This is a genomic window from Promicromonospora sp. NPDC050880 (assembly GCF_044456525.1).
In the GTDB taxonomy this organism is placed as follows: domain Bacteria; phylum Actinomycetota; class Actinomycetes; order Actinomycetales; family Cellulomonadaceae; genus Promicromonospora.
On record NZ_JBITFV010000004.1, the window covers coordinates 114237 to 138592 of the forward strand.

At 74.1% G+C, this 24356-nt stretch carries 24 protein-coding genes; 10 read left to right on the forward strand and 14 right to left on the reverse strand.

Going from position 1 to position 24356, the window contains the following annotated elements:
* Positions 1-28 precede the first annotated feature (28 nt).
* The 8 genes from ACIBBF_RS09580 to paaA all read right to left on the reverse strand — a co-directional run bounded on the left by ACIBBF_RS09580 (position 29) and on the right by paaA (position 6386).
* Complete coding sequence (locus tag ACIBBF_RS09580; RefSeq protein ID WP_397412845.1) at positions 29-820, reverse strand: enoyl-CoA hydratase/isomerase family protein; 792 nt, start codon at positions 818-820, stop codon at positions 29-31.
* A 29-nt stretch (positions 821-849) separates the two neighbouring features.
* Positions 850-1719: a 3-hydroxyacyl-CoA dehydrogenase family protein gene (locus ACIBBF_RS09585; RefSeq protein ID WP_397412846.1), complete on the reverse strand. Its 870-nt coding sequence runs from the start codon at positions 1717-1719 to the stop codon at positions 850-852.
* On the reverse strand, positions 1716-2459 hold the full coding sequence (locus ACIBBF_RS09590; protein ID WP_397412847.1) for an enoyl-CoA hydratase/isomerase family protein: 744 nt from the start codon (positions 2457-2459) through the stop codon (positions 1716-1718). The genes ACIBBF_RS09585 and ACIBBF_RS09590 overlap by 4 nt, the downstream gene beginning before the upstream one ends.
* Complete coding sequence (paaE, locus tag ACIBBF_RS09595) at positions 2456-3541, reverse strand: 1,2-phenylacetyl-CoA epoxidase subunit PaaE (protein WP_397412848.1); 1086 nt, start codon at positions 3539-3541, stop codon at positions 2456-2458. The genes ACIBBF_RS09590 and paaE overlap by 4 nt, the downstream gene beginning before the upstream one ends.
* 1 nt (position 3542) lies before the next feature.
* Positions 3543-4073: a 1,2-phenylacetyl-CoA epoxidase subunit PaaD gene (gene paaD / locus ACIBBF_RS09600; protein WP_397413055.1), complete on the reverse strand. Its 531-nt coding sequence runs from the start codon at positions 4071-4073 to the stop codon at positions 3543-3545.
* A 68-nt stretch (positions 4074-4141) separates the two neighbouring features.
* Positions 4142-5077 carry a 1,2-phenylacetyl-CoA epoxidase subunit PaaC gene (gene paaC / locus ACIBBF_RS09605; RefSeq protein WP_397412849.1) on the reverse strand — a complete coding sequence of 312 codons (936 nt, stop codon included), beginning with the start codon at positions 5075-5077 and terminating at the stop codon, positions 4142-4144.
* A gap of 8 nt (positions 5078-5085) precedes the next feature.
* On the reverse strand, positions 5086-5382 hold the full coding sequence (gene paaB / locus ACIBBF_RS09610; protein WP_397412850.1) for a 1,2-phenylacetyl-CoA epoxidase subunit PaaB: 297 nt from the start codon (positions 5380-5382) through the stop codon (positions 5086-5088).
* A complete protein-coding gene (gene paaA / locus ACIBBF_RS09615; RefSeq protein ID WP_397412851.1) occupies positions 5379-6386 on the reverse strand; it encodes a 1,2-phenylacetyl-CoA epoxidase subunit PaaA in 1008 nt (335 codons plus the stop codon). Before paaA ends, paaB begins: the two co-directional genes overlap by 4 nt.
* Positions 6387-6526: 140 nt before the next feature.
* Between paaA and paaZ the strand changes: the two genes are divergently transcribed.
* Positions 6527-8587, forward strand: coding sequence for a phenylacetic acid degradation bifunctional protein PaaZ (gene paaZ, locus ACIBBF_RS09620; protein WP_397412852.1), 2061 nt, complete (start codon positions 6527-6529; stop codon positions 8585-8587).
* A 103-nt stretch (positions 8588-8690) separates the two neighbouring features.
* Positions 8691-9407 (forward strand): TetR/AcrR family transcriptional regulator, encoded by a 717-nt coding sequence (locus tag ACIBBF_RS09625; RefSeq protein WP_397412853.1) that lies wholly within the window; start codon positions 8691-8693, stop codon positions 9405-9407.
* Positions 9408-9429: 22 nt separating this feature from the next.
* On the opposite strand, the gene ACIBBF_RS09630 is transcribed toward ACIBBF_RS09625, so the two are convergent.
* From ACIBBF_RS09630 to pdhA, 4 genes are all read right to left on the reverse strand, one after another.
* The gene (locus ACIBBF_RS09630) at positions 9430-11049 is read right to left on the reverse strand and encodes a DUF222 domain-containing protein (RefSeq protein WP_397412854.1); all 1620 of its coding nucleotides are present in this window, start codon (positions 11047-11049) and stop codon (positions 9430-9432) included.
* Between the two features lie 163 nt (positions 11050-11212).
* Entirely contained in the window at positions 11213-12640 is a 1428-nt protein-coding gene (locus ACIBBF_RS09635; RefSeq protein WP_397412855.1) for a dihydrolipoamide acetyltransferase family protein, read from the reverse strand.
* The gene (locus tag ACIBBF_RS09640; protein ID WP_397412856.1) at positions 12637-13635 is read right to left on the reverse strand and encodes an alpha-ketoacid dehydrogenase subunit beta; all 999 of its coding nucleotides are present in this window, start codon (positions 13633-13635) and stop codon (positions 12637-12639) included. Before ACIBBF_RS09640 ends, ACIBBF_RS09635 begins: the two co-directional genes overlap by 4 nt.
* Entirely contained in the window at positions 13632-14747 is a 1116-nt protein-coding gene (gene pdhA, locus ACIBBF_RS09645; RefSeq protein WP_397412857.1) for a pyruvate dehydrogenase (acetyl-transferring) E1 component subunit alpha, read from the reverse strand. The genes ACIBBF_RS09640 and pdhA overlap by 4 nt, the downstream gene beginning before the upstream one ends.
* Positions 14748-14863: 116 nt before the next feature.
* Here pdhA and ACIBBF_RS09650 point away from each other — a divergent pair, with 116 nt between their 5' ends.
* From ACIBBF_RS09650 to ACIBBF_RS09665, 4 genes are all read left to right on the forward strand, one after another.
* Positions 14864-15346, forward strand: a complete 483-nt coding sequence (locus ACIBBF_RS09650) for an Lrp/AsnC family transcriptional regulator (protein WP_397412858.1) — start codon at positions 14864-14866, stop codon at positions 15344-15346.
* A 174-nt stretch (positions 15347-15520) separates the two neighbouring features.
* A complete protein-coding gene (locus tag ACIBBF_RS09655; RefSeq protein ID WP_397412859.1) occupies positions 15521-16084 on the forward strand; it encodes a hypothetical protein in 564 nt (187 codons plus the stop codon).
* Positions 16085-16149: 65 nt separating this feature from the next.
* The gene (locus tag ACIBBF_RS09660; RefSeq protein ID WP_397412860.1) at positions 16150-16803 is read left to right on the forward strand and encodes a response regulator; all 654 of its coding nucleotides are present in this window, start codon (positions 16150-16152) and stop codon (positions 16801-16803) included.
* A gap of 151 nt (positions 16804-16954) precedes the next feature.
* Complete coding sequence (locus ACIBBF_RS09665; protein WP_397412861.1) at positions 16955-17836, forward strand: universal stress protein; 882 nt, start codon at positions 16955-16957, stop codon at positions 17834-17836.
* A gap of 48 nt (positions 17837-17884) precedes the next feature.
* Here the strand turns inward: ACIBBF_RS09665 and ACIBBF_RS09670 are convergent, their stop codons facing one another.
* Together ACIBBF_RS09670 and ACIBBF_RS09675 are read right to left on the reverse strand one after the other, a co-directional pair.
* The gene (locus ACIBBF_RS09670) at positions 17885-18892 is read right to left on the reverse strand and encodes an ADP-ribosylglycohydrolase family protein (RefSeq protein ID WP_397412862.1); all 1008 of its coding nucleotides are present in this window, start codon (positions 18890-18892) and stop codon (positions 17885-17887) included.
* The gene (locus ACIBBF_RS09675; RefSeq protein WP_397412863.1) at positions 18889-19869 is read right to left on the reverse strand and encodes an ADP-ribosylglycohydrolase family protein; all 981 of its coding nucleotides are present in this window, start codon (positions 19867-19869) and stop codon (positions 18889-18891) included. The genes ACIBBF_RS09670 and ACIBBF_RS09675 overlap by 4 nt, the downstream gene beginning before the upstream one ends.
* Positions 19870-20076: 207 nt before the next feature.
* Between ACIBBF_RS09675 and ACIBBF_RS09680 the strand changes: the two genes are divergently transcribed.
* From ACIBBF_RS09680 to ACIBBF_RS09695, 4 genes are read left to right on the forward strand one after another with little or no spacing between them, the layout of a single operon-like run.
* Positions 20077-21072: a LacI family DNA-binding transcriptional regulator gene (locus tag ACIBBF_RS09680; protein ID WP_397412864.1), complete on the forward strand. Its 996-nt coding sequence runs from the start codon at positions 20077-20079 to the stop codon at positions 21070-21072.
* A 53-nt stretch (positions 21073-21125) separates the two neighbouring features.
* Positions 21126-22472: an ABC transporter substrate-binding protein gene (locus ACIBBF_RS09685; RefSeq protein ID WP_397412865.1), complete on the forward strand. Its 1347-nt coding sequence runs from the start codon at positions 21126-21128 to the stop codon at positions 22470-22472.
* Between the two features lie 3 nt (positions 22473-22475).
* Entirely contained in the window at positions 22476-23456 is a 981-nt protein-coding gene (locus ACIBBF_RS09690) for a carbohydrate ABC transporter permease (RefSeq protein WP_397412866.1), read from the forward strand.
* The gene (locus ACIBBF_RS09695) at positions 23456-24319 is read left to right on the forward strand and encodes a carbohydrate ABC transporter permease (RefSeq protein WP_397412867.1); all 864 of its coding nucleotides are present in this window, start codon (positions 23456-23458) and stop codon (positions 24317-24319) included. Before ACIBBF_RS09690 ends, ACIBBF_RS09695 begins: the two co-directional genes overlap by 1 nt.
* Positions 24320-24356: the final 37 nt, after the last annotated feature.

A 24356-nucleotide genomic window follows, 5' to 3' on the forward strand; every position in this document is an offset into this window, starting at 1 on the left:
CGGGAGGGTGGCAGGCGCCGCGAGAGGGTCAGCGGCCCGTGAAGGTGGGGGGCTCGCGGGTCAGGAACGATGCGACCGCACCCGTGTGGTCGGACGTGGCGCCGCACCGGGTCTGGGCTGCCGCCTCGGCCGCGAGGGCGTCGTCCAGGCTCAGCCCCGGGGCCCGGGCGAGCAGGCGCTTGGTCTGCGCGAACGCCGTGGTCGGTCCTTCGGCGAGCTGCCGGGCCAGCGCGGTGGCCCGGGGCAGCACCTCGTCCGGCTCGACGATCTCGCCGGCGATACCCCAGGCGACGGCCTCCTCGGCGGTGAACGTGCGGCCGAACAGGACGAGCTCCTTGGCCCGGGCGTCCCCGACGGCGCGCGGCAGCGTGACCGACAGGCCGGTGTCGAAGGTCAGCCCGATCCCCGTGAACGCGGTCGCCAGCCGCACGCCGGTCGCGAAGACCCGGTGGTCGCACGCGAGCGCGAGGCCCAGCCCGGCCCCCACGCAGGTTCCGGCCACGGCGGCCAGCACCGGCTTGGGCATGGTCAGCAGGTCGCGCACGACGGGCGAGTAGTGCTCGCGGACCGTGGAGAAGGCCGCCTCCGCCCCGCCCGCCAGGGCGGCGGCATGCTCGCCCAGGTCCTGGCCCAGGCAGAACGCCCGCGTGGTCCCGGCGAGCACGACGGCGCGCACCGCGTCGTCGGCGGCGACGTCCGCGACGGCGGCGCGCAGGGCCTCCTTGGCCGCGACGGTCAGGGCGTTGCGGTGCGCGGGGTCGTCCAGCGTGATCGTCGCCACCGCGTCCACGCGGTCGACGACGACGGGAGCGTCGCTCATCGTTCCTCCTTCACGATCGGTGCCGGGTGTCACCACGGGTAGAACCCCTGCCCGGTCTTGCGGCCCAGCTCCCCCGCGGCGACCTTGTCACGGAGCACCCGGGGCGCCGCGAACCGGGGCCCCAGCTCGCGTTCGAGGTGCTCGGCGATGTGCAGCCGCACGTCGAGCCCCACGAGGTCGGTGGTGCGCAGCGGACCCACCGGGTGCCGGTAGCCCAGGGTCATCGCGGTGTCGATGTCGGCGGCGTCGGCCACGCCCTCCTCCAGCATGCGCATCGCCTCCAGGGCGAGCGCCACCCCGAGCCGGCTGCTCGCGAAGCCCGGTGAGTCCTGGACGGTGATCGCCGTCCGGCCCAGGCCCGCGACCCAGTCCCGGGCGCGGGCGACGAGGCCGGGCGCGGTGCGCCGTCCGACCACCACCTCGACCAGGGAGCTGACCGGGACGGGGTTGAAGAAGTGCAGGCCCACCAGGCGGGAGGGGTCCGGCAGAGCGTCGGCCAGGGCGTCGATCGACAGCGAGCTCGTGTTGGTGGCGAAGGCCGCGCCGGGGGCCGCCGCGGCCGCCCGCGCCAGCACGTCGCGCTTGAGGCCGGCCACCTCGGGCACGGCCTCGACCACCAGCGCGCAGCCGGCCAGTGCGGCGTCGTCCACCACGACGCCGAACCCGCCCGCGACCGTCGCGCCCTCGGCGACCGCCCGGGCGAGGCTCCGCTCGATGCGCTCGCGCGCCGACCGCGCCGCGGCGTCGTCGCTCTCGACGACGGTCACGGTGGCGCCCGCCACCGCGAACGCATGGGCGATGCCGCCGCCCATGCGCCCGCCGCCGTACACGCCGACGGCGTCCGGGACGGCCACCACCGAGGCCGACTGCGGCGCCGCTCCCTCCGGGACCCCGGTCATGGCCGCCCCTTGCGCCGGTCGAGGAACGCCGTCATCCGGTCCGCCTTGTCCTGGGTCTCGAACAGCACCGCCTGGGCGATGTCGTCGATCAGGGGGTGGGCGGCGCGGGGCGCGTCCAGCACGGACTTGGTCAGCCGCACGGCGAGCGGTGCCTGCGCGGTGATCCGGTCGGCGAGCCGGTGCCCGGCCGGTTCCAGGTCGTCGGCGTCCACCACCTCGTTGAGGAGCCGGACGGCGAGGGCCTCCTGCGCGTCGAGCACGCGCCCCGCCAGCAGCACCTCCTTGGCGAGCGGCTCCCCGACGAGCTCCGCGAGCCGCCAGGCGGCCCCGGCGGCGGCGAGGATGCCGAGGCCCGGCTCGGGGTTGCCGATCCTGGTCGCCGGGGTGCCGATCCGGAAGTCGCACGCGTAGGCGAGCTCCGCGCCGCCGCCGAGGGCGTACCCGTCGACGAGGGCGACCACGGGCATCGGCAGCCGGCGGACCCGCTCGAAGACCCCGGAGTTGATCCCCGCCAGGGCATCCTCCCGGCGTCGTTCGCGCAGCTCCGCGATGTCGGCGCCCGCGGCGAAGGTGCCGCCGGAGCCCACCACGAGCGCCACCCGCGGCGTGGCCTCCAGCAGGGCGCAGGCGGCGTGCAGGGCCTCGACCGTGGCGCGGTCGATGGCGTTGCGGACCTCGGGCCGGTTCAGGCGCAGCACCACCCGGTCGTCGTGCTCCTCGACCAGCAGGGGCGCGTTCATGCGTCGAAGTCCACGACGACCTCGTCGCTCACCGGGAACGACTGGCAGGTGAGCACGAACCCGGCGGCCACCTCGGACTTCTCCAGCGCGTAGTTGCGCACCATGTCCACCTCGCCCTCGCGCACGCGCGCCCGGCAGGTGCCGCAGACCCCGCCCTTGCACGCGAACGGCAGGTCGGCACGGACCTCCTGCGCGGCGTCGAGGAGCCGGGTGTCCCGCGGCATCGCGCTGGTCGTGGACCGGCCGTCGAGCACCACGGTCACCTGGCTCGTGGCGCCGTCGGCCACGCGGTCGGCGTGCCGTAGCTGCGGCGGCGGCTCGTCGACCCAGAACAGCTCGACGTGCACCCGGTCGGCCGGGACGCCGAGCTCGGCCAGCACCGCCCGGGCCCCGTCCTGCATGCCGAGCGGCCCGCAGAGCCACACGTGGTCCACGTCGCCGACCGGCACCACGAGGGTGAGCAGGGCACGCAGCCGGTCGGCGTCGAGCCTGCCCGAGAACAGGTCGACGTCCCGCGGCTCCCGGGACAGCACGTGGACCAGGTCGAGCCGGTCGTGGTGGGCGTCCTTGAGGTCCGCCAGCTCCTCGGCGAACATCACCGAGGCGGTCGTGCGGTTGCCGTAGAGCAGGGTCACGCGGGCGTCCGGGTTGCGCAGCAGCGTGGCCGCGATCGAGAGCACCGGCGTGATACCCGAGCCCGCCGCGATGCACAGGTGCCGCCCGCCCGCGGCCGGGTCGGCCCGGAACCTGCCGCTCGGCGCCTGCACCTCCACCCGGTCGCCGGGCCGCACGTCGTGCACGAGCCAGGCCGAGAACAGCCCGTCGGGCACCTCGCGGACGCCGATCCGCGGCGGGCTGCCGACGGGCGCGCAGATCGAGTAGGTGCGGCGGTGCTCGACGCCGTCGACCACCCGGCGCAGCGTCAGGGACTGGCCGGCCGCGAAGTCGAACACGTGCCGCAGGCCGGCGGGCAGGTCGAACGTCACCGCGGCCGCGTCGTCGGTGAGCCGTTCGACATCGCGCACGGTGAGCGTGTGGAAGGCCGTGCGCCCGGCGGCGGCGCGGCTCAGGGTGGCGGTCACGTCAGATCTCCTTCACGTGGTCGAACGGCTCCAGGCACGACCGGCAGCGGTACAGGGCCCGGCACGCCGTGGCGCCGAACTCGGAGGTGACCTCGACGTCGTCCGCCCCGCAGCGCGGGCAGCGCACCGCGCGGCGCGGCGGGCCCAGGCGCAGCGGCACCGGCCCGGCGTGCCGGGGTGCGCGGCCCGGCGGGGAGATCCCGGCGTCCGCGAGGGCCGCCCGGCCGGCCGGGGTGATCCAGTCGGTGGTCCAGGCGGGTTCGAGGACGACGCGTACCCGCGCGTCGGCGAATCCCGCGGCGTGCAGCTCGTGCAGGAGGTCGTCACGCATGGTCGCCATGGCGGGGCAGCCCGAGTAGGTGGGGGTGATCGCGGCGACGACGGCGCCGTCGTCGCCGAGCGCGACGTCCCGCAGGACGCCGAGGTCGTGCAGGGTGAGCATCGGCAGCTCCGGGTCGACGACGGCGGCGGCGACCACGCGGGCGCGGGTCAGCGCGCCGGGGTCTGCCGGATTGTGCGCCGGACCGTGCACCGGCTGGTCCACCGGCGGGGTCCCCGGCGGGTGCGGGGCGGCCGGCCGCTGCCGCGCGGGTGCGGCGGTCACCACCGGCCTCCGGGGTGCGCGCGGGCGACCGACTGCATCTCGGCGAGCATCCGGCTGAGCGCCTCGGTGTGCCGCCCGTCGCGGCCCGTCCGACCGAGCACGCCCGCGAGCGCGGGCACGTCGGGCCGGCCGACGCCGCTGGCGGCCAGCACCTGGCCGAGCACCGCGTCGACGTGCGCGGTGAGGCCTGCCGGGTCGACGCCGACGCCGGCCCGCGCGACCGTGCGCTCGACGTCGTGCGTCGCGAACAGCTCGGCACGGTACGGCCAGAGCGCGTCGAGCCCGGCGAGCAGCCGGCGGCGGGACTCGGCGGTGCCGCGGGCCAGCGTCACGAACCAGCGGGCGGCGAAGTCGCGGTGGTAGGTCAGCTCCTTGACGCCCTTGGCGGCCACGGCGGCGAGCACGGCGTCCCGGCTGCGGCACAGCTCCTCGAACAGGGCCAGCCGCCAGGCCGAGAACAGCAGGATCCGGGCGACGGTATGGCCGAAGTCGCCGTTCGGCACCTCCGCGAGGCGCACGTTGCGGAACCGGAGGCCGTCGCGGAAGAAGGCGAGCCGGTCCTCGTCGGGCACGGGTGAGCCGTCCGGCAGGGCGGGCACCTGCGCGGGGTCGGCGGCGGCCGCCCGGGCGAGCAGCAGCCGCGCCTGACCGAGCAGGTCGAGGGCGATGTTCGACAGCGCGATGTCCTCCTCCAGGTCGGGGGCGCGGCTGCACCACTCGGCGAGCCGCTGGGAGAGCACGAGCGCGTCGTCGCCGAGCATCAGGCAGTAGGCCGCCAGCGCGGCGGGGTCCACGCCGTCGGGCACGGTGGCCTCGACGCCGGCCAGCGGGTCCTCGAAGTCGGTCCCGAAGGCCCAGCGGTCGTCGTTGACGAGCAGGCCCGCGTAGGCGTTGTCGTGCTCGCCGGGCTCATGGGTGCGGACGTCGGGCATGGTGCCTCCTACATGTGCGGGACGTCGGCGGGGATGTCGTAGAACGTGGGGTGCCGGTAGACCTTGTCCCCGCTGGGCGCGAAGAGCGGGTCCTTCTCGTCCGGGCTGGAGGCCGTGATCGCGGACGACCGGACCACCCAGATGCTGACGCCCTCGTTGCGCCGCGTGTAGACGTCACGGGCGTGCCGCACGGCCATCTGGTCGTCGGGGGCGTGCAGCGACCCGACGTGCACGTGGTTGAGGCCGCGCTTGCCGCGGACGAACACCTCGTAGAGCGGCCACTCGCCGCTGACCTGGCCGGTCATGCCGCCTCCTCGTCACCCTCGTGGTCGCCGTGGTCCCCGCGGCGCGCGAACGCGAGCGCCGCCTCGCGGACCCAGGCGCCGTCGTCCCAGGCCTGCGCGCGGTGCGCCACGCGCTGCGCGTTGCAGGGGCCGTTCCCCGCGACGACGGCCCAGAGCTCGTCCCAGTCGGGCTGCCCGAAGTCGTAGGACCCGCGCTCCTCGTTCCAGGCGAGCTCCGGGTCGGGCAGGGTGACGCCCAGCGCGTCGGCCTGGGGCACGGTCATGTCGACGAACCGCTGGCGCAGCTCGTCGTTGGTGTGCGTCTTGACCCCCCAGGCCATGGAGCGCGCCGTGTTGGGCGACGCGTCGTCCGGCGGGCCGAACATCATCAGCGACGGCCACCAGAACCGGTCCACGGACTCCTGGACCATCGCCCGCTGCTCGTCGGTGCCGCGCATCATCGTCGCCAGCAGCTCGTAGCCCTGCCGCTGGTGGAAGGACTCCTCCTTGCAGATGCGGATCATGGCCCGGCCGTACGGCCCGTAGGAGGTGCGGCACAGGGGCACCTGGTTGCAGATGGCGGCGCCGTCGACCAGCCAGCCGATGGTGCCCGTGTCGGCGTACGACAGCGTGGGGTAGTTGAAGATCGAGGAGTACTTCTGCCGGCCGCTGATCAGCATCTCGGTGAGCTCCTGGCGCGAGACGCCGAGGGTCTCCGCGGCCGAGTAGAGGTAGAGGCCGTGGCCCGCCTCGTCCTGGACCTTGGCGAGCAGGATCGCCTTGCGCCGCAGCGACGGCGCGCGGCCGATCCAGGCCCCCTCCGGCTGCATGCCGATGATCTCGGAGTGGGCGTGCTGCGCGACCTGGCGCACCAGGGTCCTGCGGTAGGCCTCGGGCATCCAGTCGCGTGGCTCGATGCGGTCCTTGCGGGCGATCGTGGCCTCGAACCGCGCTTCGAGCAGGGTCTCGGGCAGGGCGTCGGGCAGGGCGTCGGGCAGGGCATCGGGCTCGGTGTCTGCCGGCATGACCACCTCCGTGGGCGACGTCGCCCGTCTGCTGGACGCGCTTCTGAACCTATTTACTGACCGAACGTTCTGTAATAGATTGGCACAGCCACGAGGGGTTGCACAACGGCCTGGGCACACCGATCGCAAAGGAGCGCAGAGTGAGCACACTGGAGAGCTACGTCGCGGGGCGCTGGCAGGCCGGCACGGACGACGGCGAACCCGTCCTCGACGCGGTGACCGGCAAGGAGATCACGCGGGTGTCGAGCCGCGGGATCGACTTCGCCGCCGTGGTCGCGCACGCCCGTGAGGTGGGCGGCCCGGCCGTCGCCCGGCTCACGTTCCACGAGCGGGCGACCCTGCTCAAGGAGCTCGCGCTGCACCTGGGCGGGGCCAAGGACGAGTTCTACGCCCTGTCGCTGCGCACGGGCGCCACCCGGCGCGACTCCGCGGTCGACATCGACGGCGGCATCGGCACCCTGTTCAGCTACGCGAGCAAGGGCAAGCGGGAGCTCCCGGACGACACCGTCGTGCTGGACGGCGCCCTCGAACCCCTCGGCAAGGGCGGCACCTTCGTGGGCCAGCACCTGTACACCTCGCGACCCGGGGTCGCGGTGCAGATCAACGCCTTCAACTTTCCCGTCTGGGGCATGCTCGAGAAGCTCGCGCCCGCGTTCCTCGCGGGCCTGCCCGGCATCGTCAAGCCGGGCAGCCAGACGGCGTACCTCACCGCGGCGGTGGTGCGGCAGATCATCGCCTCCGGGATCCTGCCCGAGGGCAGCCTCCAGCTCGTCTGCGGCAGCGCCGGCACGCTGCTGGACGAGCTCGGCGAGCAGGACTCGGTGGCCTTCACCGGCTCGGCGCACACCGCCGAGATCCTGCGTTCGCACCCGTCGGTGCTGCACCGCGGGGTCCGTCTCGGTGTCGAGGCGGACTCGCTGAACTGCTCGATCCTGGGGCCGGACGTGCACCCGGAGGACCCGGAGCTCGACCTGTTCGTCAAGGGCGTCGTCACCGAGATGACCGTCAAGGCGGGCCAGAAGTGCACGGCGATCCGGCGCGTCCTGGTCCCGGAGGCGATGGCGGACGCCGTGATCGGCGCGATCAGCGCCCGCCTGGCCCGGATCACGGTCGGCAACCCGGCCGACGACGGCGTCCGGATGGGCGCCCTGGCCAGCATCCGGCAGCGCGAGGAGGTGCGCAAGGCGATCGAGGCGCTGCGCACCTCCGCCGACATCGTGCACGGCGACCCCGACCACGTCGAGGTGGTGGGCGCCGACGCCGAGCGCGGCGCGTTCCTCTCCCCCGTCCTGCTGCGCGCCCGGCCGGGCGCGGCCGAGCCCCACGAGGTGGAGCCCTTCGGCCCGGTGGCCACGGTGCTCACCTACGGCTCGGTGGACGAGGCGGTGGCCCTCGCCGCGCGCGGCCGGGGCAGCCTGGTGGCGTCGCTGGTCACGCACGACCCGCAGGTGGCCCGGGAGGTGACCCGCGGGCTCGCGCCCTGGCACGGCCGGCTGCTGCTCCTCGACCGGGACGACGCCGCCGAGTCGACCGGCCACGGCAGCCCGCTGCCGATGCTCGTGCACGGCGGCCCCGGACGCGCCGGCGGCGGCGAGGAGCTGGGCGGGGTGCGCGGCGTGCTGCACCACATGCAGCGCACGGCCGTGCAGGGCTCCCCCGACATGCTCACCGCAGTCACCGGACGCTGGACCACCGGCTCCCGGCGGGTGGTCGGCAGCGTGCACCCGTTCCGCAAGTCGCTGGCCGAGCTGCGCGTCGGCGACACGATCGAGACGGCGACCCGGACGGTCACGCAGGACGACATCGACCACTTCGCGGAGTTCACGGGCGACACCTTCTACGCGCACACCGACCCTGCGGCCGCCGCCGCGAACCCGTTCTTCGGCGGCATCGTGGCGCACGGCTACCTCGTGGTGTCGCTGGCCGCGGGCCTCTTCGTGGACCCGGCCCCGGGGCCGGTGCTGGCCAACTTCGGCGTCGACAACCTGCGCTTCCTCACGCCGGTGCACGTGGGCGACACCATCCGGGTGGCCCTCACGGTCAAGCAGATCACCCCCCGCACGTCGGCCGACTACGGCGAGGTGCGCTGGGAGGCCGACGTGACCAACCAGGACGGCGAGCAGGTCGCGGCGTACGACGTGCTGACGCTCGTCGCGAAGAGCGCCCAGGACACGACGGGCAAGAACACGACCGGCGCCTGATCGGACCGCTCGCCCGGCCGTCCCCGCCGCACCTCCCCACGTGGGCGTGGCGGGGACGGGGACCGCCGGGCCGACGATCCGCTCCGTCTGGGACGATGACCCGATGACGACGGACGCCACGCCGACGGACGCCCCCGCCCGCCGCCCGCGAGGACGCCCGGGCCACGACCGGGCGACGGTGCTGCGCACGGCGATCGAGCTCTTCAACCAGCGCGGGTACGACGCCACCTCGATCAGCGACCTGGCCGCCGAGCTCGGCGTCACCAAGTCGGCCGTGTACCACCACTACGCGAGCAAGGAGGCGCTCCTCGCGGCGGCCCTGGACGAGGCGCTGGAGGAGCTCGCCGCCGCCGTCGAGGCGGCGGCGACCGCGACCGACGGCGAACGCAGCTCCGTGCGCCTGCGGGCCACCGTCGAGGCGGCCGTCCGCATCCTCGCCGACCACCTGCCCGCCGTGACGCTGCTGCTGCGCGTGCGGGGCAACAGCGACCTGGAGCGGTCGGCGATCGCGCGGCGCCGGCACATCGACGAGCGCCTCGCCGCGCTCGTCCGGCAGGCCGCCGCCGAGGGCGACCTGCGCGCCGACGTCGAACCCGAGGTGATCAGCCGGCTCGTCTTCGGCACGGTCAACTCCCTCGTCGACTGGTACCGCCCCGACGGTCCGCTGCCCGCGAGCACCCTCGCCGCCACGGTCTCCAGCGTGCTCTTCGACGGCCTCGGGCCGCGCCCGCACGACGAGGCACCGCCCGACACCACACCACGCAGCGACACACCACGCAGCGACACATCGAGCAGCGACACATCGAGCAGGCTTCCGTGACCGACCCGCCGTCACCCGTCGATCACGCGGCTTCCGCGGTCGGCGGGTCGGCAGTCGAGTCGGCCCGCGGTGGTCGGAAGGCTTCGAACGCCTCGGGCAGACGGATGTGGTGCCCGCGGGCGTCGACGAAGTCCCATCCGGTCTCGACCAGGCCTCCTGCTCCGGCATCCGCAGCGGGTCTGCCCGTCCAGTGCATCGTGATGCCGCGCGCGTCGACGAGCTGATGGTGGAACCAGCACAGCAACGCGCTGTTGGCCACGGCGGTGTCGCCGCCGTCTGCCCAGTGCCGCACCGCATGGTGGACCTCGCACCGCGACGGCGGTTGATCGCATCCCGGATACACGCAGTGCCGGTCCCTGGCGATGACGGCGCGCCGCATCTGCCCGGTCACGGTGCGCCGGGCACGCCCGACGTCCAGCACCGCCCCGTCCGGCCCGAACACGATCCTGGTGATCGCGCTGTCGCAGGCCAGCCGCCGCAACAGCGCCCGTGGCGCACGACCGCCGGTCTCGGCGAACACCGCACCGCCCGCCGACAGCAGCCCGGGCACGGTCGACGTCGTGCCTGCTCGGCTTCCGCGCGCGGGGATGCCCTGCCCGCAGGTCAGGCACAGCCCGTCACGGGTCCGGCCGACCTGGGTGAGCAGCTCGGTCCAGGAGACCGTGACGTTCAGGTGCGGTGGGATCGCGGCCCCGGGCGACGCCTGGTCGGCGTCCAGCACGAGCCGAGCCGCGTCCGCCAGCCCCTGCGCACGCCGCTGCGAGGGCGTACGCGAGTCCTCCGCGGCGGGCGCCCCGATCATCGCGTTCACCACGGTCGAGACGAGCAGGCCGTGCTCGTCCGTCAGGAACCCCGCCACGTGGTACCCGCCGAAGGTCTTGGACAGGTCCAGGAACTCGCCCTGCGCCGCCTTGTCGTCATCGGCGTCGTCGGCATCCGGGTCCGTCACCGTGGCGAACCGGCGCGCCACGACCCGGAACTGGTCAGCGTTGAGCGCTGCTGCCTCCCGGAGCACCAGCCCCTCGCCGGTCACCAGCGTCCCCTCCGCGACCGCGCGCTCCAGCACCGCCGTGACCAGGTCACGGGTCCGGGTCCCGTCCGGGTCCTGGGCCGGGTCAGGAAAGTCCACGGGCACCGTCTGCACGAACTGCTCGGGTGTCGTGGTCCGGCCGGTCCGGGTGTCGACCAGCCAGCCGAGCGCGTCCGTGCGGGACTCGCTCGTCGGTGCGACCTCGGCCATCACCCGGGCATGGTCGGCCCCCAGGGCCCCGGCGACCAGCCGCTCGCGCGTCGCGGGCAGCGCGGTCGCCAGCCGGCGCGCCATCGTCATGTCCTTGCCCGCCGTGGACGCGGAGACCCCCTCCCGCACCCGCAACCAGGACGTGAACGTCCGGGCCGTCCCGCCTGAGCGCCACGACCCCTCGTCCTCGATCCGCGGCAACAGGGTGTACCGCACACCGTCCAGGCGGCCCGCCGCGCGACGGATCCGGGCGTGCGCCTCCACCAGCCGGGCGACCCCCGGAGCGTTCCACCCGTCCAGGTGGCCCGGGCCGACCAGCTCGGCCAGGTCATCCACCACCGCCTCGATCCGGGTCAGCGCCTCCTCGATCGACCGCACCGGCGGCAGGTCACCAGAAGCCATGCCGTTCGCCGCCTGCCCCATGGACCCTCACCCCACCCCACAGTTCCGCCTGTACGCCTTCCTACACGTGCCATCCTATGGAACGTTCGTACGATCCGCTCGGGCACCAGAAGATCTGTGGACAACCTCCCTCGTACCGTCGGAGACGCCGCCGGGCCCGCTCTCAGAGCCGCACGATCGCCGGCACCGGGTTCTCGATCGCCCCGGCGACGGATCGCATGAAGCCCGCCGCCGTCGCGCCGTCGCACACGCGGTGGTCGAAGACGAAGGACATCTGGGTGATCTTGCGCGGCACGACCTGCCCGTCGACCACCCACGGCCGGTCCATGACCCGCCCGAAGCCGAGGATCGCCGCCTGGGGGTGGTTGATGATCGCCGCGCTGCCGTCGACGCCGAGACTCCCGTAGTTGTTCAGCGTGAACGTGCCGGCCGTCAGCTCCTCGGCCGTCGCCCGCCCCGCGCGGGCACGTTCCACCAGGTCGCGGACGGCCGCATCCAGCCCGGCGGTCGTCATCCGGTCGGCACCGAGCACCGCCGGGGCCACGAGCCCGTGCTCACTCTGGACGGCGATACCGAGGTTGACCGTGTCCGGGACCACCAGCTCGGCGCGTTCGACGTCGAGCCGCGCGTTGAGCACGGGGTACTCCTGGAGCCCGGCGACGACGAACCGCGCGAGGTAGGCGAGCAGCCCCGGCCCCGGGTCGTCGGGCGTGCGGGCAGCCTCGCGCAGCCCGCAGAGCTCGGTGGCGTCGACGTCGACCCAGACGGTCGCCTCCGGGATCTCCGCCCGGCTGCGCGACAGCACCGCCGACGCCGCCTTCTGGAACCCGCTGAGCGGGACCCGCCGCGCGCCACGCGTGCCCGCACCCGCGCTCGCACTCGCACCGACCAGACCCGTGCCCCCACTCGCATCCACATCCGCACCCGCACCGACACCGACACCGACCACACCCGAGGCCACACCCGCACCCACCACGACCGCACTGCCCGTGGTCGCGCCCGCGGCCACACCCGAGGCCACGGCAGGCGCCGGATGCGCACCGGCGACCGCGGTGCGCACGTCGGACCGGGTGACCACACCGCCCGCCCCCGTGGGCCGGACGCTCCTCAGGTCCAGGCCGGCCTCCCGGGCGAGGCGCCGGACGATCGGCGAGATCACCTTCACGGGGCGCTCGGCGACGGACGGCGCAGCACCACGCGGACGGCGCCGCCGCCCCGGCCCGGCGGGGGCCGAGGTGCCGTACCCGATGAGCACGTTGCCGGACCCGGCCCGCTCCTCCTCGCGGTACGCCTCCCCCTCCCGCTCGCCGACCGCCCCTGCCCGGGCCCCGGACCCGCCGCCCGCCACGATCGTGATCAGCGGCCGCCCCACGTCCACGGTCTCGCCCTCCGCGGCGTACAGCCGGCCCACCCGGCCGGCGTACGGGCTGGGCACCTCGACCACGGACTTCGCGGTCTCGACCTCGGCCACGGGCTGGTCGACGGCGACGTCGTCGCCCTCGGCCACGAGCCACTGCACCACCGACGCCTCGGTCAGGCCCTCGCCGAGGTCGGGCAGGAGGAACGTCTGCTCCGTCGCGGCGGTGGTCATGCGTCCTCCCACTGGAGGTCGTCCACGGCGTCCAGGACCCGGTCGACCGACGGGAGCTGGAGGTGCTCCAGCCTCGGCGGCGGGAACGGGATGTCCAGACCGGTGACGCGGCGCACCGGCGCGGCCAGCGAGTGGAAGCAGCGCTCGCTCACCCGGGCGGCCACCTCGGCGGCGAACCCGGCGAACCCGGCGGCCTCGGCGACGACGACCGCACGCCCGGTCGACTCCACGGCGGCGCACACGGTCGCGTCGTCGTACGGCACGAGGGAGCGCAGGTCGACGACCTGGAGGCTGCGGCCGTCCCGCGCGGCCGCCTCGGCGGCCGCGAGCGCGACGGGTACCGAGGGTCCGTAGGCGATGAGCGTGGCGTCCGTGCCTGCGCGCCGCACCACCGCCGTGCCGATGCCCGGCACCTGCTCCCCGCCCACCTCGCCCTTGGTCCAGTAGAGCTTCTTCGGTTCGAGGAAGACCACCGGGTCGGGCGAGGCGATCGCCTCGCGCAGCAGGGCGTAGGCGTCGCCCGGGGTCGACGGCGCGACCACGTGCAGCCCCGGCGTGTGCGCGTAGTAGGCCTCCGAGGAGTCGCAGTGGTGCTCGACGCCGCCGATGCCGCCCGCGTACGGGACCCGCATCACGAGCGGCAGCTCGACCCGGCCCCGGGTCCGGTTCCGCATCTTCGCGATGTGGCTGACGACCTGCTCGAAGGCCGGGTAGGCGAACGCGTCGAACTGCATCTCGATCACGGGGCGCATGCCGTTCATCGCGAGGCCGACGGCGAACCCCGCGATCCCCGCCTCGGCCAGCGGGGTGTCGAAGCACCGGTCCTCGCCGAACGCGGCGGTGAGCCCGTCGGTCACGCGGAAGACGCCGCCGAGCGGGCCGACGTCCTCGCCGAGCACGAGCACCGACGGGTCCTCGGCCAGGGCGTCGTGCAGGGCACGGTTGATCGCCTGCGCCGTGCTGAGCGTCCCGGGCGCCACGGTCGTGGTGGTCATCGGGCTGCCTCCTGCCGGTCCGGGGTGCCGGCGGCCTCGTCGCGCGCCAGCTCGTCCCGGACCATCGCGAGCTGCTCGACGAGCTGCGGGGTGGGCCGGGAGTAGACGTGCCGGAACAGGTCCTCGGGGTCGGGCTCGACGTCCTGGTTGATCCCGTCCCGCGTGCGGCGGGCGACCTCCTCGGCGTCCGCGGCGATCCCGGCGGCGCGACCGTCGTCCAGCACGCCCTGGGCACGCAGGTAGGTCTCCAGCCTCGTGAGCGGGTCCCTGGCCACCCAGCGGGCGACCTCGTCGTCGCTGCGGTAGCGCGTCGCGTCGTCGGCGTTGGTGTGGGCCTGCATGCGGTAGGTGTGCGCCTCGACGAGCTGCGGGCCGCCGCCGGAGCGCGCCCGCGCGACCGCACCGGACAACACGTCCAGGAGGGCGGCCAGGTCGTTGCCGTCCACCTGCTCGCCCGGCACGCCGTAGCCCACGCCCTTGTGCGCGAGCGACGGCGCGGCCGTCTGCCGGGACAGCGGCACCGAGATCGCGTACCGGTTGTTCTGCACCAGGAAGACGACCGGGGCGCGGAACACCGCGGCGAAGTTCAGCGCCTCGTGGAAGTCGCCCTCGCTGGTCGCGCCGTCGCCGCACAGCGCCAGGACGACCGTCGGCTCCCCGCGCAGCCGCGCGGCGTGCGCCACGCCCACGGCGTGCGGGAGCTGGGTGGCCAGGGGCGTCGTGAGCGGGGCGACGCGGCGCTCGTACGGGTCGTACCCCGAGTGCCAGTCCCCCTTGAGCAGCACCAGCGCCTCGACGGGGTCGACGCCGCGGACGGCGACGGCCGCGGTGTCCCGGTAGGTGGGGAAGAGCCAGTCGACGTCGGTGAGCACCTGGGCCGCGGCGACCTGGCAGGCCTCCTGCCCGAAGGAGGAGGGGTAGACGGCCAGCCGCCCCTGGCGCACGAGCGCCGAGGCCTGCTCGTTGAAGCGGCGGGCGGTGACCATGCTCGCGTACCCGCGCAGCAGGTCCTCGGCGGGCGGCAGCGGCCCGGCCGACGTCGGCCGGCCGTCCGGGCCGATGAGCATGACCGGCACCGTCGACGGCAGCATGCGATCTACGTCACTCGTCATGTAGATATACTGGTCAAGCCTCTATCTGGAATCTACCAACGGCGGAGATCCGAGAGAGTGTCCGGCGTCCAGCCGGTAATGCGATCCAAACGTCCAGCACAGGAAGGACGTGGAGCGTGACCACGAGACAAGTGGCAACGGGCCTCGACGACGTCGACCGGCGCATCGTGGACGAGCTGCGCCAGGACGGCCGTATGTCGATGCGCGCGCTGGCCGAGCGCCTGCACATCTCGCGCGCCAACGCCTATGCCCGGGTGCAGCGGCTGGAGACCACCGGGGTGATCCGCGGGTACCGCGCGGACATCGACCCCGTGCTGTCCGGGCTGGGCACCTCGGCGTACGTGACGGTCAACCTCAAGCAGGCCGAGTGGCGCTCGGTCCGCGAGGGGCTGCGGGCCCTGCGCGGCATCGAGCACATCGGACTGGTCGGCGGCGAGTTCGACCTCATCCTGCTCGTGCGCGCCCGCGACAACGCCGACCTGCGGCACCTGATCCTCGACCAGATCCAGGGCATGGACGGCATCCTGAACACCCACACGCTGCTGGTGTTCGAGGAGCCCGTCCCGGCCGGCCCGGCGCCGGCCGCCCCGGCGGGCTGACCCGGCACCCCGCACGCCGCGGGCAGGGCCCCACCCCAGGTCAGAGGGCATCACCACCTCGGGACCAAGGTCCCGCACGCCGGGGGCAGGGGGCCCTGCCGCGCGGGCTCGCCGCGGCGGGATCGTGGTGCCAGGACGCCGGAACAGGTCCGGCGCACCCTCCAGGAGGATGTCATGAGCTCCATCAGCCATCCCGCATCGTCGGCGCACGGACCGGTCGCACGCGAGCGGGCCGCCGCCACGCACGTCACCGGCGAGTCGGTCGCCCGGTACGCCTTCGCGGGCGTCCGGCTGCTGCTCGCGTTCGAGTTCCTCTGGGCTTTCGGCGACAAGCTCTTCGGTTGGGGCCTGTCGACCCCGACCGACCGGGCCTGGATCAACGGCGGCTCCCCCACCGAGGGCTTCCTCGGCAGCATCGAGGGGACGTTCGCCGGCTTCTTCAACCCGATGGCCGGCAACCCGGTCGTCGACTGGCTGTTCATGCTGGGGCTGCTGGGCATCGGCCTGGCTCTCGCCCTCGGCATCGGCATGCGGATCGCCGCCGGCACCGGCGCGGTGCTCATGCTGCTGATGTGGATGGCGTCGCTGCCGATCGACGTCAACCCCTTCGTGGACTACCACCTGCTCGACGCGGTGCTGCTCATCGGGCTGGCCGCGTTCCTGGCCGGCGACACCGCGGGCCTCGGCCGCTGGTGGTCCGAGCGGTCGCTGGTCAAGCGATTCCCCGCCCTGCGATGACGTCGCACCCCGTGGTGCCCGTCCCGGTCGTGACCCGGACGGGCACCACGGCTACGGTGGGACGCATGGACGTTCGGGTGTTCCTCGTCGACGACCACGAGGTGGTGCGCCGCGGCGTGGCCGACCTCCTGGAGGCCGAGCCGGGGCTGACCGTGGTCGGCGAGGCCGGGACCGCCCGCGAGGCGCTCGCCCGCGTCCCCGCGCTCGACCCCGACGTCGTGGTCCTGGACGTGCGGCTGCCCGACGGCGACGGCGTCACCGTGTGCCGCGAGCTGCGGGCGCGGATGCCGTCGCTGGCCTGCCTCATGCTCACGTCGTTCTCCGACGACGAGGCGCTCTACGACGCGATCCTCGCCGGCGCGGCCGGGTACGTGCTCAAGCAGGTGCGCGGTACCGAGCTGGTGGACGCGATCCGCACGGTCGCCGCGGGCGGGTCCACGCTGGACCCGCGCGCCGCGGCGCAGGTCATGGAGCGGATCCGCACGGACGCCCGGCACGAGCCGGACCCGCTCGCCGGCCTGACCGAGCAGGAGCGGCGCATCCTGACCCTGATCGGGCACGGGCTGACCAACCGGCAGATCGGTGCCGAGCTCTTCCTCGCCGAGAAGACGATCAAGAACTACGTCTCCAGCATCTTCGCCAAGCTGGGCCTGGAACGGCGGGCGCAGGCCGCCGTCCTCGCTACCCAGCTCGAGCAGGAGCACCACCGGCAGCCGTGAGGCGCGGTATCCCCGGCACCCCTGGCACGCTCCGGCGCGTCAGGGGTGCGGGCGTGCACGGAGGACCTTCGTCCCGCCGTCCCGGGTCGCGCGGCTCTGCCGAGCGGCACCGGCGCGCTGGTGTCCTGGTGAGGAGCGAAGGAGGACGATCATGAGCACCACCTGGTACCGGGGTGTCGTCGTCGGGGTGGACGGGTCGAAGGAGAGCCTGACGGCCCTGGACTGGGCGGCCCGCGCCGCCGACCTGCACGCCGCCCGGCTGACCGTCGTGGCCACCTACTCCCTGCCGATCACGCCCGACCCGGGGATCGGCGACCTGATCGGCGAGATCCGCGACGAGGCCCACCAGGCCGCCGAGACCGCCCGTGCGCGGCTCGGCGACCACCGCCCCGGCGACCGGGACGTCGAGCTGGTCGTCCTGCCCGGCAACGCCGCCGGTGTGCTGAGCGAGCGGTCCGAGACCTGCGACCTCGTCGTGGTGGGACGCCGCGGGCTCGGTACGTTCGACCGGGTGCTGCTGGGTTCCACGTCCTCCGCGCTGGCGGCGACGGCGCCCGGCGTGGTCGCCGTGGTGCCCGCCGGCGCGACGTCGGACACCCCGCGGCGGATCCGCGTGGGCGTGGCGCGCGACGACGAGCCGGACGTCCTGGGCACCGCGTTCGCCGAGGCCGACGCCCGCGGCTGCCCGCTCGAGGTGCTGCACGTGACAGGCACCGACCCGCTCGGCTCGGCGCTGCTCGACCTGGACCCCGTGGCGGCCTCGTGGCACGAGGCCGCGCAGGCCGACCTGGCCGACCGGGTGGACACCTGGTCGCAGAAGTACCCGCGGGTCTCGTGCTCGATCGTCGTCCGGCGCGGGGACGTCGTGGACGCGCTGCTCCACGACATGGCACCCGACGACCTCGTGGTCGTCGGCGGCCGGCGGCACCAGCCCTTCCTGGGCCGCGTGCTGCGCAGCGTGCCGGACGCCGTGCTCCGGGCCGCGCCCTGCCCCGTGCTGGTGGTGCACGCGCACGGGACGGCCGCCCGCTGAGCGGCGGGGCCCGGGTGGCGACGCGCTCGCCACGCGGGCCCCGCCCCGCTACGCCCGGCTCGCGACCAGGGCCTCCGCCAGCTCCGCCAGGGAACGCCCGGCGACGGCGGGCACGGTGACCCCCTGCAGCACGTCGACGTCGTCCGCGGCCGGTGCGCTGCCCGCGGCCCCGCACAGCGCGCCGACCAAGGCGGGCAGGCTGTCCTGGTGCCGCGTGACCGACAGGGCCAGCGGCAGCGCCGTCTCGTGGTCGCCCGCGGCGAGCGCGGTGACGGCCAGGGCCAGCGGCAGCGTCTCCGCGACCGTGCCGGGGTGGCTGTAGGTGCGCGGCGCGAACCGGGCCACCAGGACGGGTACGGCCGCGAACGGCGAACGCGCCTCGTCGGCGATCCGCAGCGCGTCGCGCACGCCGTCGGCCAGCCAGCCGTCGGCCGCGACGTCCTCGGCGCCGGCCTCCAGGGCGGTGCGCAGCGGCGCCCCGTCGAGCAGGTGCCCGAGGATCCGGGCGTACGCGGCGGCGGCGTGCACGCCCGTGCCGTCGTGGGTGATGGTGGCGTAGGTGCGCGCGAGCTCCGCCGCGGCGGCGGGGTCGGCCGCCGCGATCGCCACGGCCAGCGCGCCGGGCAGGGCGCTGTCGTCGTAGAAGGCCGGGTTGTCGGAGCCGGTGTGCGGCGGACGCAGCCCGGTGGCGGCGTTGATCAGGGCCGAGCGCTGCGCGGCGGACGTCCACGTGTCCGGCGTGTCGAGCAGGCCGCGCCACGTGTCGAAGAGGCTGTCCACGTCCCGGCCGGGCGCCTCCAGGAGCACCCGGGCGGCCACCGCGAACGTCTCGGCGTCGTCGGTGGCCACGAGCGCGGGCGCCCCGATCGCGGAGAGCACGAACGGCACCACGGGACGCAGCACGCGGGACTCGTCGAGCTCGAGGGCGCCCTTGCGCAGCATCTGCCGCACCCAGGGGTCGCGGACGGTGCGGTGCTCGCCGGCAGGCGCGCCGAGGGCGTCGCCCAGCGCGAGGCCGTGCACGGCGCCGACGGCGCGGTCGAGGCGGTCGGTCATGCTCGCTCCTCCGTGGTCGCGCGGGCGACGAGCGCGTCCGCGAGGTCGACGAGGTCGGTGCCGGCCGTGGCCTGGATGCACTGGCCGGTCACGGTCCGCACCTGGGCGACGTGCCCGGGGTCGAACGCGCTCGCCCCGTGCAGGGCGCCGGCCACCGCGCCGGCCATCGCGGCGATGGTGTCGGAGTCGCGGCCGATGTTGACGCCGGACTCGATGACGGCCGGCGTGCCGTCAGTGGCCCGCAGCAGGCCGATGCACAGCGCGACGGCCTCGGGCGCGACGTCGGCCCACATGTAGTGCCGCAGCGGGATCGCCTCGAACAGGTCTTCCTCGGCCTGCTCCGGCGTGCCGGCGCGCCCGGCGATGTCCAGGGCGCGGCGGGCCGTGCGGGCCGACCAGGAGTCGGCGGGCAGCGCGGCGAGCATGGCGTCCAGCACGGGGTCCACGCTGTCCGCGACCATCGCCACGGCGACTCCCGCGGCGATCGCCTGCGCGCAGTAGACGCCGTCGCGCGAGTGGCTGACCTCGGCGTCGGCCCGCGCCATGCGTGCGGCGAGCGCGGGATCGCCCGCGGCGAAGACACCGATCGGGGCGACCCGCATGGCGGCGCCGTCGCTCCAGGTCTCGGCGTTGCGCTGACCGCTGGCGGGCGGCTCCATGCCCGCGTGGAGGTTGGCGAGGGCGATCATCTCGCTGAAGCCCGCCCGGTTGAACCCGGTGCGCTGCTCGCGCAGGGCCTCCAACCAGGTGTCGGCCACGTCCCGGGAGGTCAGCCCGGCCCCCGCCCGCAGCACGCCGCGGGCGCACAGCACGGCGTACTCCGTGTCGTCGGTCCCGGCGGCCTCGGGGTCGACGAAGCCGCGCACCCGTCCCCACCGCTCGCGGATCGCGGTGAGGGTCATGCCCTCGGTCGGCGCGCCCATCGCGTCGCCGATCGCCAGGCCGAGCAGCGCTCCGCGCGCACGATCGTCGTTCATGCTCCTCCGTCTTTCGGCTCCCGCTCCCCGGCTGCGACGCCTGGAAACGTAACGTTTTGCGTGGAACCAGCACGCAGAGCATGCGTGGCATCGCTATGTTTGCGCATCTTTTTGCGCTTGTGTCTTGCCTCACAGGGTGAACCTGGAGCATGCTACTCCAAAACCTTTTGCGTTCTCGGGAGAACGAGAGGCGGGCGAGGAGCGGGCATGGTCGGGATACGTGAGGTGGCGGAGGCCGCGGGCGTCAGCATGTCCACGGTCTCGCAGGTCGTCACCGGCAACCGCCCGGTCTCCGCGGCGACGAGAGCCCGGGTGGAGGCGGCGATCACACGCCTCGGCTACCGCGCCCACCCCGGCGCCGCGCAGCTGCGCGGCGGGCGCACCGGGACGGTCGCGCTGATCGTGCCGACCCTGGAGAACCCGTTCTACCCCCTGGTCGCGGCCGGCATGCAGGACGTGCTCGTGCCCCGCGACCTCCTGCTGACCATCACCGACGCCAGCGGCCTGGACCGCTCGGCCACGACCATCCACCGGCTCCTGACCCGCCGCGTGGACGCGATGGTCGCCGCGCCGTTCGGCCTGCCCTCGGCCGGCCTGGCCGAGGTGCACGACGCCGGCATCCCGTTCGTCACCCTCGGCCAGGCCCCTCCGGGCGGCGGCGACTACGTGCACACCGACGACGTCGAGGGCGCCCGCAAGGTCACCGAGCACCTCATCTCCCGGGGCCGCACCCGGATCGCCTTCCTCGGCGGTGACGAGGGCGTGACCCCGACCCGGCAGCGCCTCCAGGGATACCAGGAGGCGCTGCGCGCGGCCGGCTTCCCGGTGCTGGGCGCCGACGTGGTGTGCACCCGTTACACGCGCCAGGGCGGCCGCGACGGCGCCACGGCGCTCCTTGACCGCACAGACCGCGCGGACCGCCCGGACGCGATCGTGGCGGCCAACGACCTGATCGCGCTCGGGGTCCTGGACGTGGCCCGCTCCATGAAGCTCCGGGTCCCCAAGGACCTCGCCCTGACCGGGTACGACGACATCGAGGCGGCGTCCCTGGTCGACCCGCCCCTGACCACGATCGAGAACCCCGCCCGGGAGATCGGGCGCGCCTGCGCGCGCCTGCTGCTGGAGCGGCTCGACGGCGACGTCACGGACGTGACGCGCGCCGTGGCCCTGTCCAACCGCCTCGTCGTCCGCGACTCGACCTGACGCCCCGCACCTCCCGCCCGGCACCATCCCTCCTCGCGAGAGAGAACATCACTGTGAGAATCACGAAGCACGCACTGGTTCCCGTCGGCCTCGCCGCCGCGGTCTCGGTCGCCCTGGCCGGCTGCGTGAGCGGCGGCGGTGACGCCGCCGGCGGAACGGTCTCCTACTGGGGCGCGTTCTACGCGCCCAGCACGGAGGAGGCCTTCCAGGAGATCTTCGTCGACGGGTTCAACGCCGAGGGCAACGCCCAGGTCGACATGGAGGTCAAGGAGCTGACCACCCTCGGCAAGCTCACCGACACCGCCGTGGCGGCCGGCGAGGCGCCCGACATCGTCTACGCGGACGGCCCGTCGGCCGCCTCGGACTTCGCCCGGGCGGACCGGACCATCGACCTCGACGAGTACGCCCAGGAGTACGGCTGGCAGGACGCGTTCCTGCCCTGGGCGTACGAGCTCAGCACGGTCGACGACGCGGTGACGTCGGTCCCGGCCAGCTACGGCTCCATGGTGCTGTACTACAACGCGGCCGTGTTCGAGGAGCACGGCTGGACCCCGCCGACCACCCTGGCCGAGTTCGAGCAGATCGCGCAGGAGGCCGACGAGGCGGGGATGGTGCCGCTCGGCGGCGGCAACGCCGGCTACCAGGGCATGAGCGAGTGGCTGGTCACGGCCGTCCTCAACGCCGCCGTCGGCCCCGAGAAGATCCACGACGTGCTCACCGGTGAGGCCTCGTTCACCGACCCGGAGTTCGTCGCGGCGATCGAGCTGATCCAGGAGTGGATCGACAAGGGCTGGCTCGCCGGCGGCGCGGAGTCCTACTTCACGACCGACGACACGGCGAACGTGACCGGGCTGGCCAACGGCACCACCGCCATGTACCTGAGCGGCACGTGGTCGTTCAACTCGCTGACCGAGGTGTTCGAGGACCCGTCGCAGTGGGCCTGGGCTCCGCTGCCGTCGCTGAGCGACGACGTCGAGCCGGGCGTGTTCCCGCTGGCGATCGGCACGCAGCTCTCGGTCAGCGCCGACGCGGCCGACCCCGACGCCGCGGCCGCCTTCCTCGACTACGTGGCGGGCGACGTCGACCGGGCGCTGGAGTACACGGCACGCACGGGCGAGAACCCGCCACCGCTGGCGATGACCGCCGACCAGTTCCCCGACGAGGTCGACGAGCGGACCGTGGACCTCTACAGCCAGATCCCCGAGTCGACGAACGTCGGCTACGCCACCTGGACCTTCTTCCCGCCCAAGACCGACTCCTACCTCATCACCGAGTTCGACAAGGTGGTGACCGGGGACAGCACGGCCCAGGAGTACCTGGCCGGCATGCAGGACGTCTTCGACCAGGAGTTCGACGCCGGTACCACCCTCGTGCCCTTCACCCCCCAGAGCCGAGGCTGACCGGTGACCCCCAGGACCGCGACCACCGGGACCGCGCTGGCGGCGGACCCGGTGCGTCGTGGTGCGCGGCCGGCCCTCCGGGGCCGGCCGCTCGGGGCCAGGCGGCAGCGCCGGCTCCTGGCCTGGGTTTTCGTCGCACCGCTGCTGATCGTCAACCTCCTGGTCATCACCGGACCGGGGCTGGCGTCGGTCTACTACTCGTTCACCGACTGGGACGGGCTGAGCAGCCCCGGGTTCGTGGGCCTGGCCAACTACGCCGAGATGCTCGGCTCCGGAGCCGTCCGTGACGCGCTGGTGCACAACCTCCTGTGGACCCTCTTCTTCCTCGTGGTCCCGATGTCGATGGGCCTGGTCGGCGCGTTCCTGCTGTCGCGGCTGCGGCGCAACCAGGCCTTCTTCCGGGTCCTGTACTTCATCCCCTACGTGCTGGCGACGGTGGTCTCCGCGGCCGTGTGGCGCCAGCTCCTGGACCCGGACGGCGGCGTCGGTGCGGCCCTGTCGACGCTGGGCATCCCGTTCGTCTCCGACCTGCTGGCCGACGTGAACTTCCTGGGCAACCCGTCGCTCGCGCTCGGCTCGGTCGCGTTCGTCAACACCTGGCAGTGGTGGGGCTTCCTGCTGGTGATCTTCCTGGCCTCGATGCAGTCCGTGGACCCGGCCCTCTACGAGGCCGTGCGGCTCGACGGCGCCGGGCCGGTGCGCGAGTTCTGGCACATCACGCTGCCCATGATCCGCCCCACCCTCGTCTTCCTCGGCCTCATGACGATCATCTGGTCGTTCCTGGTCTTCGACTACGTCTACGTCCTGACCCAGGGCGGCCCCGCCGGGTCGACGGACGTGCTCAGCACGGTGCTGTACCGCGAGGCGTTCGAGAACCAGCGCCACGGGTACGCCTCCGCCGTCGCCATGCTGCTGTCGGTCATCAGTGCCGCGACCGTGCTGGGCTACCTCGCCCTGCGCCGACGACTGCGATGGGACATCTAGTGCACACCGCTCCCACCCTCGACGGCCGCGTCCCGGCGGCCCGGCGGCGCCCTGCCCAGCCGGTCACCTGGCTCGTCCTGGGCCTGCTCGGCGTGTACGCGCTGGGCCCGCTGCTCGTGCTGGCGTCCAACGCGCTCAAGTCCTCGCGCGAGATCGACAGCAACCCGCTCGGACCGCCGCAGACCTGGAGCTGGAGCAACTTCGCCGTCGCCTGGGAGCAGGCGCACATGGGCGGCGCGCTCCTGAACAGCCTGGTCATCGCGGTCGCCACCGCGGCCGGCGTCGCGGTCATCGCCACCACCGCGGCCTACGCGATGACCCGGCTGGACCTGCCCGGCGGCGGGGCCTGGATCCTCTGGCTGCTGGTGTCCTCGTCGCTGCCCATCCAGCTCTTCCTGGTCCCCCTGGTGAGCTGGTGGTCCATGCTGGGGCTCTACAACCAGCCCATCGGCCTGATCATCATCTACTGGGCCGTGTACAGCCCGTTCGCCACCCTCCTGGTGCGGGCGTTCCTCGTGGGCATGCCCCGCGAGTACGAGGAGGCGGCGCGGCTGGACGGCGCCGGGGAGGTGGGCGTCTTCGCCCGCATCGTGCTGCCGACGATCCGGCCCGCGGTGCTGACCGCGGCTCTCGTGGCGGGGCTGCAGGCCTACAACGAGTTCATGCTCGCCGTGACGTTCATCCAGGACCGCGACCTCCAGCCGGTCGCGCTGTCCCTCTACTCGTTCCAGCAGGGATTCACCACCGACTGGTCCCTGGTCAGCGCGGCAGGGCTGCTCATGGCGCTGCCCGTCGTCGTGCTCTTCCTGATGATGCAACGCACCTTCATCGACGGCTACGTCTCCCGCGGGATCGCCGTATGACGCTCCCGCCACCGGTATCACGCACCTACCAGAACCA